Below are 12911 nucleotides of genomic sequence, written 5' to 3'. Positions count from 1 at the left end.
CCGCCCCGGAATCCCGCGACGCCGAACCCGGCGTCCCGGTTTCCGGCGGCATGCCATGGTCCGTCGATGAAATCGATTACGCCGCGATCGATGTCGCGCGCGTGCGCGACAACCGGACCCTGTTCTACCTGCTGACGGCCGCGTCCTATGGAAAGCGGCTCCGACACCTACGCCGGCAACCTGGCCCGCTATTACGCCGAAACGCCCGAGGCGGCCGAGTGGCTGGCGCGCCATTGGGAGCGCGAGGAACTGCAGCACGGCCTGGCGCTGCGCCGCTACGTCGAGCATGTGTGGCCGGAATACGACTGGGAGCGCGGCTACGTGCGCTTTTTCGAGGAGTACGGCCAGACCTGCGTCGACGCCAACCTGGAGCCCTCGCGCGCGCTGGAAATGGCGGCGCGCTGCGTGGTCGAAACCGGCACCGCGTCCTATTACCGCGCCCTGCAGGCAGCCACCGACGAACCGGTGCTGTGCGACCTGGCGCGGCGCATCTCCAGCGACGAGGTGCGCCACTACAAGTATTTCTTCCGCTACTTCAACCTGCTGAACGGCCACGAGCGGCTGGGCCGGCTCAAGGTCTTCGGCGCGCTGGCGCGGCGCCTGCTGGAAATCAAGAACGAGGATGTCGAGATCGCGCTGCGTAATGTGCTGCGCGTGGAACGCAACCGCGAGGATATTCCCGACCAGGACGTGGCACGGCTCAACTCGCAGTGCAGCACGATCGTGCGGCACAACCTGCCGATCGAGATGACGATCAAGATGCTGCTGCGGCCGCTGCACCTGCATGCGCGCATCGAGAAGCTGGTGCATCGGCCGCTGGTGGCAATGGTGTCGCTGGCGATCCTGCACTGATCCGGAGGTGGGCGCCCCGCCGGGGCAGGCGGCGGTGGTCGCGGCGCACCGGGGTGGCGCGCGGATGGCGGACGGATGGCGGACCGATGGCGGACGGGCATGGTGGCCGCGGGAGGGCGCAGCGGCGCTCGCCATTCCTCTATAATGCTGCGTTTCCACCGCATGCCCCGGACCGCCAACGTGAACCCGCGCCTCGACCTGCTTCAGACCTATCCCTTCGAGAAACTGCGCGCGCTGGTGGCGGACGTGAAGCCCGCCGACAAGCCGGCCATCAGCTTCGGCATCGGCGAGCCCAAGCATCCCACCCCGCAGTTCATCAAGGATGCGATGACGGCGGCGCTCGGCGGCCTGGCCAACTACCCGACCACGCTCGGCAGCGATACGCTGCGCCAGACCATTGCCGGCTGGCTGGCGCGCCGTTACGACCTGCCCGCGCTCGACGCGGCCACGCAGGTGCTGCCGGTGACCGGTTCGCGCGAGGCGCTGTTCGCGTTTGCCCAGACCGTGATCGACAGCACGCAGCCCAACCCGCTGGTGCTGTGCCCCAACCCGTTCTACCAGATCTACGAAGGCGCCGCGCTGCTGGCCGGCGCGCGTCCGGTGTTCGCCAACAGCGATCCGGCGCGCAATTTTGCCCCGGCGTTCGACCAGATCGGCGCCGACGTCTGGCCCAACGTGCAACTGCTGTATGTCTGCACGCCCGGCAATCCGACCGGCGCGGTGCTGTCGCTGGAGGACTGGAAGCAGCTGTTTGCGCTGTCCGACCGCTATGGCTTTGTCATCGCCTCCGACGAATGCTATTCGGAGATCTACTTCGACGAGCGCCGCAAGCCGCTCGGCGCGCTCCAGGCCGCGCACCAGCTGGGCCGCGGCTTCGAGCGCCTGGTCATGTTCTCGAGCCTGTCCAAGCGCTCGAACGTGCCGGGCCTGCGCTCGGGCTTCGTGGCCGGCGATGCCGCGCTGCTGAAGAAATTCGCGCTGTACCGCACCTACCACGGCGCCGCCATGAACCCGGCCGCGCAGGCCGCGAGCGTGGCCGCGTGGAACGACGAGGCACATGTGCGCGACAACCGCGCGGCCTATGTGCGCAAGTTCGGCGAAGTCACGCCGATGCTGGCCGAGGTGGTCGACGTTGTGCTGCCGGACGCCGGCTTCTACCTGTGGGCCGATGTCTCGCGCACCGGACTGTCGGACACCGAATTTGCCAGCCGCCTGCTGGCGGCGCAGAACCTGACCGTCCTGCCGGGCAGCTATCTGGCGCGCGACGCCCATGGCGTGAACCCCGGCGTCGGCCGCGTGCGCATGGCGCTGGTGGCAACGCCGGACGAATGCCTCGAAGGCGCGCGCCGCATCGTCGAGTTCTGCCGGTCGCTGCGCTGAGGCGCAGCGCGTATCAACACACCAGCGGACGCACCAGCAGACCCAGCAGACCCACCAGCAGCAGCACCAGCAACGCCCACGAGATCCATACCAGCGGCGGCGCGGCCCCGGCCTCCCGGCACCTTGCGCCCCCGCACCGCTCACCCATTACTACCGAGAAGACCATCATGACGCAAGCACTGCAAGCCCTGATCGACCAGGCCTGGGAAGACCGCACCAGCCTGTCGCCGAAGTCCGCGCCGAACGATATCCGCGAAGCCGTGGCCAACGTGATCGCCCAGCTCGATTCGGGCGCGCTGCGCGTGGCCGAGAAGCAAGGCAAGGAGTGGGTCGTCAACCAGTGGGTCAAGAAGGCCGTGCTGCTGTCGTTCCGCCTGGAGGACAACGCGCCGATGAGCGCCGGCGGCTTTGCCCAGTTCTACGACAAGGTGCCCACCAAGTTCGCCAACTGGAGCGCCGAGGACTTTGCCCGCGCCGGTTTCCGCGTGGTGCCGCCGGCGGTGGCGCGTCGTGGCTCGTATATCGCAAAGAACGCGGTGCTGATGCCGTCGTACACGAACATCGGCGCGTACGTCGATGAAGGCACCATGGTCGATACGTGGGCCACGGTCGGTTCGTGCGCGCAGATCGGCAAGAACGTGCACCTGTCGGGTGGCGTCGGCATCGGCGGCGTGCTGGAACCGCTGCAGGCCAACCCGGTGATCATCGAGGACAACTGCTTTATCGGCGCCCGCTCGGAAGTGGTGGAAGGCGTCATCGTCGAAGAGAACTCGGTGATCTCGATGGGCGTGTACCTGGGCCAGTCGACCAAGATCTACGACCGCGAAACGGGCGAGGTCCACTACGGCCGCGTGCCGGCCGGTTCGGTGGTGGTGGCCGGCAACCTGCCGTCGAAGGATGGCAAGTACAGCCTGTACTGCGCCGTGATCGTCAAGAAGGTCGATGCGCAGACGCGCGCCAAGACCAGCCTGAACGACCTCCTGCGCGGCGACTGATCGCCCGCTGGCGATGCCCTCCTTGCGCAAGCGACTCATGGCCCTGGATCCTGCTACCGTCACGACCGTGCTTTCCCTGCTGCCGACCATTCTCGAGCAGGCCAACAAGACCATCGAGAAGATCAAGAAGGGACGGCGCAAGGATGGCGCGCCCGATGCACCGGATGCTGCCGGCGCCGAGCCCGCGGATGGCCGCGACCTCGCGACGCGCAACGCCGAGCGCATCGCCGAACTGGAAGCCGCGGCCATGCAGCAGGCCGAGGCGGTCAAGCTGCTTGCCGAGCAGCATGCGATCACGATCGAGGCGCTGCGCAAGGAAGCCGGCCGCCTCGACCGCCGCCTGCGACTGATGACAGCCGTGGCGATGGGCGGCGTGGCGCTGGGCATCGGCGCGCTGGTGGTCGCCCTCAACCTGCTGTTCCGTTAATACCGCGCGTGCCGCGGGCGCCCGCCCGTGACACGCGTCCTCCTCCCGTCCATCGACATCATGACCGTCCTGCTCTACGGCATTCCCAACTGCGACACCGTCAAGAAGGCGCGCACCTGGCTCGACGACCACGGCGTGGCGTACACCTTCCACGACTTCAAGAAGCAGGGTGTGGACGCGGCCTTGCTGCACGGCTGGCTCCGGCAGGTGCCGCTGACCACGCTGCTCAACAAGAAGGGCACCACCTACCGCGCGCTCTCCGACGCGGACAAGGCGCGTGCCGAGCAGGAAGCCGGCGCCATTGCGCTCATGCAGCAGAGCCCGTCGCTGATCAAGCGGCCTGTGCTGGAGCGCGCGGGCAAGGTGACCGTGGGCTTTGCCGCGGATACCTACGCCGGGTTGTTCTGAGTCCCTGAGAATATCGATCATGAATGCCACTCTTGCCCTGACCGAAGACCTGATCCGCCGCCGCTCGGTCACGCCGGCCGACGAAGGCTGCCAGGCCGTGCTCACCGCACGCCTCGCAGCCCTCGGATTTACCTGCGAGTCCATCGTCAGCGGTCCTGACGATTTCCGCGTGACCAACCTGTGGGCGGTGCGACGCGGCACGCAGGGCCAGGCAGGCAAGCTGCTGGCCTTTGCCGGCCATACCGACGTGGTGCCGACCGGTCCGCTCGACCAATGGTCGTCCGACCCGTTTCTGCCGAGCCATCGCGACGGCAAGCTCTATGGCCGCGGCGCCGCGGACATGAAGACGTCGATTGCCGGCTTTGTGGTGGCGGTCGAGGAATTCCTGCAGCGCCATCCCGACCATGCCGGTTCCATCGCGTTCCTGATCACGAGCGACGAGGAAGGTCCCGCGCATGACGGCACCATCAAGGTGGTGGACGCGCTGCGCGCGCGCGGCGAGCGCCTCGACTACTGCGTGGTCGGCGAGCCGACCTCGGTCGATACGCTCGGCGACATGGTCAAGAACGGCCGGCGCGGCTCGCTCTCCGGCAAGCTCACCGTGCGCGGCGTGCAGTGCCATATCGCCTACCCTCACCTCGGACGCAACCCGATCCATCTGGTGGCGCCGGCGCTGACCGAACTGGTCGGCGAGGTCTGGGACGAAGGCAACGAGTACTTTCCGCCCACCACGTGGCAGATGTCGAATATCCACGCCGGCACCGGCGCGACCAATGTGGTGCCGGGCCATATCACCATCGACTTCAATTTCCGCTTTTCCACGGCGAGCACGCCGGAAGGCCTGAAGGCGCGCGTGCACGCGATTCTCGATGCGCACCAGCTCGACTACACGCTCGACTGGACGCTGGGCGGCAGTCCGTTCCTGACGCCGCGTGGCGAGCTGTCGGAAGCGCTGTCCGCGGCGATCGCCGCCGAGACCGGTGTCAAGACGGAACTATCGACCACGGGCGGTACCTCGGATGGCCGCTTTATCGCCACGATCTGCCCGCAGGTCATTGAGTTCGGCCCGCCCAATGCGAGCATCCACAAGATCGACGAGCATGTGGAAGTGCGCTTTATCGAGCCGCTCAAGAACATCTATCGCGGCGTGCTCGAACGCCTGATCGCCTGAACGGAGGCCGACATGGCAACGCACCCCACCGCTGTCTTCCACACCGTACGCGATCTGCTGCGCTATGCGGTATCGCGCTTCAGCGCGGCCAAACTGTCGTTCGGGCATGGCAGCGCCAACGCGTATGACGAGGCGGCGTATCTCGTGCTCCATACGCTGAACCTGCCGCTGGATACGCTCGATCCGTTCCTCGACGCCCGGCTGCTGCCCGACGAGATCGACGCCGTACTCGCGGTGATCGAGCGCCGCGTGACCGATCGTGTGCCCGCCGCGTACATCACGCACGAAGCGTATATGCACGGCCTGCGCTTCTACGTGGATTCGCGCGTGATCGTGCCGCGCAGCTTTATCGGCGAACTGCTGCAGGAAGGACTCGAGCCGTGGCTGGGCGAGGCCGGCCAGATCGGTCCGGTGCTCGAACTGTGCACGGGCTCCGGCTGCCTGCCGATTCTTGCCGCGCATGTATGGCCACAGGCGAGGATCGATGCCGTCGATATCTCGCCCGATGCGCTGGCCGTGGCACGCCGCAATGTGGCCGACTACAAGCTGGAAGACCGCATCACGCTGTTCGCGGGCGACCTGTACGCACCGCTGCCGGCGGGCGCCACCTACGACGTCATCCTGACCAACCCGCCCTACGTCAACGAGGCCTCGATGCGCGACCTGCCGCCCGAGTACCTGGCCGAGCCTCGTATTGCGCTGGCGGGCGGCGACGACGGCATGGATGTGGTCCGCCGCATCATCGCCGGCGCGAAGGCGCGTCTCAACCCGGGCGGCGTGCTGGTGGTCGAGATCGGTAACGAGCATGCCAACGTCGAAGCCGCCTTTCCGGACCTCGACATCGTCTGGCTGCCGGTCAGCGCTGGCGACGAGCAGGTGTTCCTGGTGACGGCGGAGGCCTTGCCGGACTGACTCGGGGCGGGCGCATGCGGCGCGCCGGCGCCAGGAAAAACGGGCACACCGTCGATCGTACGGTGTGCCCGTTTCTCGTTGACGGACCGACTGCCCGCGCCTATTGCGGACCGACCGAGTAGATCGTGCCGTTCCCGGACACCTGGTAATAGTCCGCGCCAATGCCCACCCAGTGATACCCCTTGCGCGGGGCGGGCAGGTCGTACTGCTTGTAGTTGTCGATCACGTATTGCCGATCGCGGAACTCGGCGGGCAGCTTGTCGCCCTTGTTCCACTTCTGCGGCGCGTAGGGCGATTGCGCGCCCATCGGTGCCCCACCCGACTGGCCACTCATGGCACCCGGAGGCATGGCGCCGGGGGACCGCTGCTGCTGGTGATGCATGCCCGGTCCGCCCGGCCGTTGCGGACGGGTAGTGGCGCCGCCTCCGGTGGCGGGCGGCATGGGCGTGGCGGTGGACGGCGAGCTACCTTGCTCGCCAGGTGCCGGCATCGGGCGCGGGCCGCTCGGCGCGGCCTGGCCAGGCTGACCTGGCATCTGCCCGCTCTGGGCATGGACAAATGGCGCGGCCAGCATGCCTGCCGCGACCAGGACGGAGGGTATTAACAACTTCGTTTTCATCGTGATCTCCTCACAGATGGAACGTCGGACTGCCCGGGCCCGGGCAACCCCAAGAAGCTTAGTAGCAAAAGCGGGGCCCGACGGGGCGCGATCCTGTCACGATGCCCGGAGATCACCAGAACGCACGGCGCGGCCCCCGCAGGCGGTCACGCGAGAAGGCGCCTGAAAGTGCCACGACAAGCGCGCGGCACGACCTGGGGCCCGTCGCCGGCGCGAAGCGAACGAGCGCGGGCGGCGCAGTGTGCACAAGCGGTGGGCGCACCGCCGGTAGTTTTGGCATGCACGGATGACGCCCGTTGTCAGAATGACCAGGCTGGCGCCTCACGCGAGCACGTTTGGCACCGCCGCCGCCAGCATCGCCACACCGGACAACGTCAGCAGCGTCAGCACGATGCGGCGGAACGCGAGGTCGCTGATGCCGATATACACGCGCGTGCCAAGCAGGGTCGGGATCAGCATGGCCGGGGCCACGATGGCGAACTTCGGCAGCATGTCCTGCGTGATGATGCCCGTGCCGATGTACACCGCCATCGTCACGATCAGCGCGCCGAGATTGAAGTTCTGGATGATGGTGCGCTGCTTGTCCTTGTCGAAGCCGCGCAATGCGCACCAGAGCGTGGGAAACACCCCCGTAAAGCCGCCGATGCCGCCCATGATGCCGCCCAGCCAGCCGGCCACGCCATCGGCCACGCGGCCACCATGCGTGATGCGCGGCATCCTGGCCGAGAACAGCATGAGCGGGCACCACAGCACCAGCACGGTCCCGAGCACGAGCTTGAACCAGTGCACGTTCAGCATGGGGAGGATGGTGACGCCCAGAGGGATGCCCAGCACGCCGCCGATCAGGAACGGCAGTACCGTGGCGAAGTGAAATTTGCGCCGGACCGTGAACGCCGCCAGCAGTTGCCCGGTCAGCGCGCCGAATACCGACATGGCCGACGCCAGCCGCGGCTCGACCGACCACGCCCAGAACGACATGGCCACCATGCCGAACGCGAAACCGGAGAGACCCTGGACGAAGCCGGCGACGATGGCGCCGAGTGCGATGATCAGTAGCGTGGTGTCGATGGACATCGTGCGATTGTTATTCTCGTTGTGGTCTACCGCACGATACCCTTCGCCACCGCCTCCGTCACCTGCGCGATCACGCCCTCGCGCCACGGCTCGCTGTCGCAATAGAACGCCTGGCACATCGCCTGCCGGATCAGCGTGCGCTGGTTCTCGTCGGCCTCGGGATGCAGATGGAGCCAATGGTCGCCGCGCAGCGCCTCCAGCACGTCGGGCAGCGGCAGCGTACCGAATTCGAGCGCGATGCCGGCGTAGTCGACGGTTGGCAGCGTCTGCGGCACGGCGACCCATGCCATGCCGTTGAGGTTGGGCGAGGCGGACGAGCCGTCGTAGACCGACGTGACATGCCGGCCCCATATCGCGCGGGCGCGCGCGAGCGATTCGGCACGGTCCGGGCCCATGTGGATGGGTTCGCCGTATCCGCGCGGGCCGAGCCCGGTATGGATGTCGAGCCAGCGCAGCGAGGCGCGTCCCGAACCGAAGCGCGCGATGATGCGGCGCAGCGTGTAGTTGCTCCAGGTCGGCCGCGCGCCGCCGTAGAACATGCCGTCCGGGTCCTGGTACTGGCCCGCGCTCACGGCCGCCTGGTACCACGCCACGCCCCTGGCCGCCACGGCCTGCATCAGGCCGGTCAGGTCGGCCTGGGACGGTGGCCAGTGCACCGGCAACAGCAGCGGCGCAATCTCGGCATAGGCGGCGTTATGCGGCAGCGTCTGGTCGAAATCGAGAAAGTTGCGGTTGAGGTCGACGTTGTCTTCGTTGACGCGCCGCAGGTGCGAGAAGCCGTGCGGATTGACGGCGTGCACCAGCAACAACGCCACGTCGGCGCGCTCGCATGCCTGGCGCAGCGCCTCGTCGCGCAGCAGCGCCACCTGTGCGCCCGCGCCGCACAATCCTTCCACGCCGTGTACACCCGAGGTGACCATCATCAGGTGCGGCGCGTCGGCGCGGCCGGCCAGGGCCACATCGATGGCGAGCGCCTCGCCGTCGGCGCCATGGTGGGTGGGGTGCGGGAACGCGGTCAGCGCGGCGCCGGCGGCGCGGGCGGCGTCGAGAAACTTCTGGCGCGCCGCGGCATAGCTGGGCGCGAAGCAATCGGAAGCACGCATGGCGGCGCAGGCCGGAGCCGAGTGGCGATGCCTGATTAGACGCCAAATCGCGGCGCTCTGCCACCTCGTGCCCCTGATGTCCCCGCCCCCGTGCCCCCCGTGCCCCCCGTGCCCCCCGTGCCCTCCGTGCCCCCTCGCGCCGCCACCGGGGCAGCGCGATCAGAACGTCTCGCGGACCCCGGCGCCGGCCGCGGCGGTGTGGAAGGCGTGCGGATGCATGGCAATGCCGGCCGCGTCGAGCTGCGCGCGCGACAGCACCAGATGGCGCGCGAGCCAGTCGTGCAAGCTGCGCAGGAAGCGAATGTTCTCGACGCTGCCGGATGCCGCGATCAGGCGTTCCAGATGGATATGCGCGGTATAGACGTCGAGCAGATTCTCGCTCTTGAGCCGGGGCGGCGTGGTGGCGCTACGCTCGATGGCGAGCACGCGCGACACCTGCGCGGGCGTCAGCGGCTCGCCTCGCACGATCTGCTGGTAGACCCCTTCCAGCGGCGCGAACCGCACGGTCGGCTGCACGCGTGGCACGGCGGCGACCTTCTCCATGCGCAGCACCACATAGCGCGTGGCGGCATTGCGGCGCTCGATCTCGCGCGCATCCGCACTGGGCCGGCGGGCCCGCGCGGGGGCGGCGACGGCCTCGCGGGTGCCAGCGTTGGCGGCCGGGGCAGCCGCGCCCGCGGCATCGCGGACGGTGTAATCGGGAATCCGGTCGAGCGCGCTGGCATCGCCGAGCAAGGCGCGTGCGCAGTCGGCGCCAAACGGGTATTCATGTCCGTGGCCATCGCGCAGGATATAGGCGTGCCCCGTGGGAAAGCCATGATGGCGCCCGCCCCGCGCCGAGCGTGCGTGGCAGCGCGTGGTCGCGGGATCGACGAAGTCCTTGCGGACGGGCCGCCAGCTCGTGGAGTCGGTGATGGCCATGGTACGGCGCCGGATAGAAAACGATCAGGCGCCATTATCGCCGCAATCGCGCGCCGACTGCGCGGCAGATCGTGCAGGAAGCGCGCAAGGAACGCGGGGGGCGTGTTACTTCAGCATGAACGACATCGCCGACAGGGAATTCAGCATGCGCACCGCGGCCTGCACCGAGTCGGCGCGGAACGTGAGCGTGTCGCCGTCCACGCGCTCCAGCGCCGGCCACTGGCAGAACAGGTCGGCATGGGCCGGCGTCATGGTCTGAAGGCGCACCCCCACCGGTCCGGTCAGCTCGAAGCAGCGCGCCTCGGGCCGCTCGATGGCCTGGCGCGTCACCGCTTCGGCCGCCTGCGCAATGGCATCGCGCGCCGCCGCCGGCGACAGCGAGGTGCCGCTGCCCTGCCCGCCCGCGCGCTTGGTCTGGACATAGCGCACCCACGGCATCAGCGGACGCGTCTCGTTGACGAACACGTCATCGCCGCTTGCCAGCAGCACGGGCACATCGAACTCGCCCGCCAGCGCCGCATAGATGCCCGCTTCACCGAGCTCGAGCCCGTTGAGCCAGACGCGCGCAAAGGCCCCGCTGTTGATCGTATGCGCGAGCACGCCGCGGCTCTGGGCACGCCCGTGATAACCGATCATGAACACGCCGTCGCAGTCCTGCTCCACGCCCGCCATCATGCCGAGATAGCGCGGCTTGCCCAGCACCAGCTCCACACGCGGGTCGAGCTGGTCGGGCAGCAGGTTGCGAAAGCCGCCATGCGAATCGTTGACGATCACGGCGCTCGCCCCGCCCGCAAAGGCGCCCTGCGCGGCGGCATTGGCCTCGGCGGTCATCCAGGCGCGGGCGCGCTCGTATTCGCCATTGCCGGCGCGCGTCTGTTCCGGATGGAAGACGCCGGCCACGCCTTCGATATCGGCGGAGATCAGGATTTTCATGGTCACTCGGTCAGGAAATCGCCGCGCGCTTCACGGCGGCATGCGGTGGCTCTTGCGGTGCGTCGGCACATCGTCACCATCGTCGCCCTCGTCGCCCTCGTCGCCCTCGGGGTAGGCATCACGGCGCATCACCGGGCATCGCACCCAGCAACGTCCGCAACGCGTGCCGATGATGCCCGTCGCGGCCAGTGACCGCCTCCGCATGCCACAGCGCATGCACGATGGCCTGCTCGACGCTGTCGGCCGCCGCGCGAAACAGCGGGTCGAGGCGGGTCTCGTGCACCATCGCCAGCGCGGGCATGGGCCGGTCGGCCAGATGCGGCACGGTGTAGGCGGTGGAAAACGCCAGCGCGATATCGCCCGAGCCATGGCCAAACACGGACCCGGTGCGCGCCAGACCGGCGCCGGCGCGCAACGACAGGCGCCGCAGCTGGCGCGCATCGAGCGGCGCGTCGGTGGCCACGATCATGATGATCGAGCCTTTCTCGGGCGCGGTCGGGGGGGACGTGGCCGGCCCATGACCCGCCAGCCGCGCCACCAGCGTCTGGCCCACCTGCCGGCCGGCCAGCACCAGCGATTCCGGCGTACCGAAATTGGCCAGCACCAGCGCACCCACCGTATAGCTCCCGGCCACGCGCGAGGCCGTGCCAATCCCGCCCTTGACGCCAAACGACGACATGCCGCGACCGGCGCCGACGGCGCCCTGCGCCACCTCGGCCCCGGCGTCGGCGAGCGCCTGCGCATAGTGCCCGGCATGCACGGCCATGGCCTGGATGTCGTTCAGATAGCCGTCGTTGCACTCGAACACGAGCGGATTGACGGTCGGCCAGGCGCGGCCGATTTCCGCGTTGGCGGCAATCGCGGCACCGATCTGGGCCTGCGCCAGCGCGCCCACCGAGAACGTGTTGGTCAGCGCGATCGGCGTCTCCAGCACGCCCAGCTCTTCCACCTGCACCAGGCCGATGCTCTTGCCAAAGCCATTGAGCACCGTCGCGGCGGCAGGCACCTTGTCGGTATAGGGATTGCCGGCATGGGGCCGCACCACCGTCACGCCGGTCTGGCAGGCCCCCTGCGCCAGCGTGCAATGGCCGACCGTCACGCCGGCGACATCGGTGATCGCGTTGCGCGCACCCGCCGGCAGCTGGCCGATGACTGGAGCGATAACCGGAGCGATGACCGGAGCCGGCATGATCAGCGGCGGTCGATCTTGGGATCGAGCGCGTCGCGCAGGCCGTCCCCGAGCAGGTTGAACGCCAGCACGGTCAGGAAGATCGCCAGACTCGGGAAGATCGCCACGTGCGGCGCCGTCACCATGTCGGCACGCGCCTCGTTGAGCATGGCGCCCCACTCCGGCGTGGGCGGCTGCGCCCCGAGCCCGAGGAACGACAGGCCGGCGGCGGTGATGATCGAGGTGCCGATCCGCATCGAGAAGTACACCACGATCGACGACACCGTACCCGGCAGGATATGGCGCATCAGGATGGTCCAGTCGGACGCGCCGATGCTGCGCGCGGCTTCCACGTACGTCAGGTGCTTGAGCATCAGCGTGTTGCCGCGCACCAGGCGCGCAAACGCGGGAATGCTGAAGATGGCCACGGCAAAGATCACGTTGGGCATGCCGTTGCCGAGAATGGCGACGATGCCGATCGCCAGCAGGATGCCCGGAAACGCGAACAGCACGTCCGAGATACGCGTCACGATGCGGTCCCACCAGCCTTCGTAATACCCGGCCAGCAGACCCAGCACGGTGCCCACGATGGCGCCGATGATCACCGAGAAGAAACCGGCGGCCAGCGAGATACGGGTGCCGGCCAGGATGCGGCTGAAGATGTCGCGGCCGAGCGAATCGACGCCCATCCAGTGGGACGCGGACGGCCCCGCGTTCAGCGCATCGTAGTCGAAGTAGTTCTCGGGATCGTAGGGCGCAAGATGCGGTGCGAGGATGGCGATCACCACCAGCATCAGCACAAACGCGCCGGCGGCCAGCGCCAGGTGCTGCTTGCGGAATTTGCGCCAGAACTCGCTCCAGGGCGTGCGTACGGGCTCGCGCGAGAACGGGTTGACGGTGGCCGCTTCGTGCGGACCGGCGTTGGCGGGCGTGGAAATATCGGACATG

General features: G+C 68.3%; 14 protein-coding genes and 1 pseudogene. 7 read left to right on the top strand and 8 right to left on the bottom strand.

Annotated features, from left to right (window positions below):
- The first annotated feature begins 50 nt into the window (after window positions 1–50).
- Window positions 51–852, top strand: a pseudogene (locus DFLDMN_RS02760) (ferritin-like domain-containing protein).
- Window positions 853–1014: 162 nt separating this feature from the next.
- On the top strand, window positions 1015–2232 hold the full coding sequence (dapC, locus tag DFLDMN_RS02755; RefSeq protein WP_423197000.1) for a succinyldiaminopimelate transaminase: 1218 nt from the start codon (window positions 1015–1017) through the stop codon (window positions 2230–2232).
- Between the two features lie 13 nt (window positions 2233–2245).
- Here the strand turns inward: dapC and DFLDMN_RS02750 are convergent, their stop codons facing one another.
- Window positions 2246–2401 (bottom strand): hypothetical protein, encoded by a 156-nt coding sequence (locus DFLDMN_RS02750; protein WP_423196999.1) that lies wholly within the window; start codon window positions 2399–2401, stop codon window positions 2246–2248.
- On the opposite strand from DFLDMN_RS02750, the gene dapD reads away from it, so the two are divergent.
- From dapD to prmB, 5 genes are read left to right on the top strand one after another with little or no spacing between them, the layout of a single operon-like run.
- The gene (dapD, locus tag DFLDMN_RS02745; protein ID WP_423196998.1) at window positions 2400–3227 is read left to right on the top strand and encodes a 2,3,4,5-tetrahydropyridine-2,6-dicarboxylate N-succinyltransferase; all 828 of its coding nucleotides are present in this window, start codon (window positions 2400–2402) and stop codon (window positions 3225–3227) included. The genes DFLDMN_RS02750 and dapD overlap by 2 nt on opposite strands.
- Window positions 3228–3264: 37 nt before the next feature.
- Window positions 3265–3654, top strand: coding sequence for a hypothetical protein (locus tag DFLDMN_RS02740; protein ID WP_423196997.1), 390 nt, complete (start codon window positions 3265–3267; stop codon window positions 3652–3654).
- Between the two features lie 60 nt (window positions 3655–3714).
- A complete protein-coding gene (locus tag DFLDMN_RS02735; protein ID WP_423198288.1) occupies window positions 3715–4062 on the top strand; it encodes an arsenate reductase in 348 nt (115 codons plus the stop codon).
- A 19-nt stretch (window positions 4063–4081) separates the two neighbouring features.
- Window positions 4082–5233 carry a succinyl-diaminopimelate desuccinylase gene (gene dapE, locus DFLDMN_RS02730; protein ID WP_423196996.1) on the top strand — a complete coding sequence of 384 codons (1152 nt, stop codon included), beginning with the start codon at window positions 4082–4084 and terminating at the stop codon, window positions 5231–5233.
- Between the two features lie 12 nt (window positions 5234–5245).
- On the top strand, window positions 5246–6145 hold the full coding sequence (gene prmB, locus DFLDMN_RS02725; RefSeq protein WP_423196995.1) for a 50S ribosomal protein L3 N(5)-glutamine methyltransferase: 900 nt from the start codon (window positions 5246–5248) through the stop codon (window positions 6143–6145).
- A gap of 100 nt (window positions 6146–6245) precedes the next feature.
- Here prmB and DFLDMN_RS02720 read toward each other — a convergent pair whose 3' ends face one another.
- From DFLDMN_RS02720 to gsiD, 7 genes are all read right to left on the bottom strand, one after another.
- Window positions 6246–6764 carry an RcnB family protein gene (locus tag DFLDMN_RS02720; protein WP_423196994.1) on the bottom strand — a complete coding sequence of 173 codons (519 nt, stop codon included), beginning with the start codon at window positions 6762–6764 and terminating at the stop codon, window positions 6246–6248.
- Between the two features lie 321 nt (window positions 6765–7085).
- Complete coding sequence (locus DFLDMN_RS02715) at window positions 7086–7832, bottom strand: sulfite exporter TauE/SafE family protein (protein ID WP_423198287.1); 747 nt, start codon at window positions 7830–7832, stop codon at window positions 7086–7088.
- Between the two features lie 32 nt (window positions 7833–7864).
- Entirely contained in the window at window positions 7865–8941 is a 1077-nt protein-coding gene (locus DFLDMN_RS02710; protein ID WP_423196993.1) for a M14 family metallopeptidase, read from the bottom strand.
- A 159-nt stretch (window positions 8942–9100) separates the two neighbouring features.
- Window positions 9101–9862, bottom strand: coding sequence for a hypothetical protein (locus tag DFLDMN_RS02705; RefSeq protein WP_423196992.1), 762 nt, complete (start codon window positions 9860–9862; stop codon window positions 9101–9103).
- Between the two features lie 105 nt (window positions 9863–9967).
- Window positions 9968–10795, bottom strand: coding sequence for a M55 family metallopeptidase (locus DFLDMN_RS02700; RefSeq protein WP_423196991.1), 828 nt, complete (start codon window positions 10793–10795; stop codon window positions 9968–9970).
- A 118-nt stretch (window positions 10796–10913) separates the two neighbouring features.
- Window positions 10914–11984: a P1 family peptidase gene (locus DFLDMN_RS02695; protein ID WP_423196990.1), complete on the bottom strand. Its 1071-nt coding sequence runs from the start codon at window positions 11982–11984 to the stop codon at window positions 10914–10916.
- Window positions 11985–11986: 2 nt separating this feature from the next.
- Complete coding sequence (gene gsiD / locus DFLDMN_RS02690) at window positions 11987–12910, bottom strand: glutathione ABC transporter permease GsiD (protein ID WP_423196989.1); 924 nt, start codon at window positions 12908–12910, stop codon at window positions 11987–11989.
- Between the last annotated feature and the right edge of the window lies 1 nt (window position 12911).

Origin of the sequence: Cupriavidus sp. H19C3 (assembly GCF_049393815.1) — a bacterium.
In the GTDB taxonomy this organism is placed as follows: Bacteria; Pseudomonadota; Gammaproteobacteria; order Burkholderiales; family Burkholderiaceae; genus Cupriavidus.
The sequence above is the reverse complement of the archived record's forward strand: the minus strand, read 5'-3'. Positions and strand labels throughout refer to the sequence as shown.

Bases quoted from the DNA above. Each gene is read 5' to 3' on its own strand.
- dapC (WP_423197000.1), top strand. From the start codon at position 1,015: ATGCCCCGGACCGCCAACGTGAACCCGCGCCTCGACCTGCTTCAGACC.
- dapD (WP_423196998.1), top strand. From the start codon at position 2,400: ATGACGCAAGCACTGCAAGCCCTGATCGACCAGGCCTGGGAAGACCGC.
- DFLDMN_RS02750 (WP_423196999.1), bottom strand. From the start codon at position 2,401: ATGATGGTCTTCTCGGTAGTAATGGGTGAGCGGTGCGGGGGCGCAAGG.
- DFLDMN_RS02740 (WP_423196997.1), top strand. From the start codon at position 3,265: ATGGCCCTGGATCCTGCTACCGTCACGACCGTGCTTTCCCTGCTGCCG.
- DFLDMN_RS02735 (WP_423198288.1), top strand. From the start codon at position 3,715: ATGACCGTCCTGCTCTACGGCATTCCCAACTGCGACACCGTCAAGAAG.
- dapE (WP_423196996.1), top strand. From the start codon at position 4,082: ATGAATGCCACTCTTGCCCTGACCGAAGACCTGATCCGCCGCCGCTCG.
- prmB (WP_423196995.1), top strand. From the start codon at position 5,246: ATGGCAACGCACCCCACCGCTGTCTTCCACACCGTACGCGATCTGCTG.
- DFLDMN_RS02720 (WP_423196994.1), bottom strand. From the start codon at position 6,764: ATGAAAACGAAGTTGTTAATACCCTCCGTCCTGGTCGCGGCAGGCATG.
- DFLDMN_RS02710 (WP_423196993.1), bottom strand. From the start codon at position 8,941: ATGCGTGCTTCCGATTGCTTCGCGCCCAGCTATGCCGCGGCGCGCCAG.
- DFLDMN_RS02705 (WP_423196992.1), bottom strand. From the start codon at position 9,862: ATGGCCATCACCGACTCCACGAGCTGGCGGCCCGTCCGCAAGGACTTC.
- DFLDMN_RS02700 (WP_423196991.1), bottom strand. From the start codon at position 10,795: ATGAAAATCCTGATCTCCGCCGATATCGAAGGCGTGGCCGGCGTCTTC.
- DFLDMN_RS02695 (WP_423196990.1), bottom strand. From the start codon at position 11,984: ATGCCGGCTCCGGTCATCGCTCCGGTTATCGCTCCAGTCATCGGCCAG.
- gsiD (WP_423196989.1), bottom strand. From the start codon at position 12,910: ATGTCCGATATTTCCACGCCCGCCAACGCCGGTCCGCACGAAGCGGCC.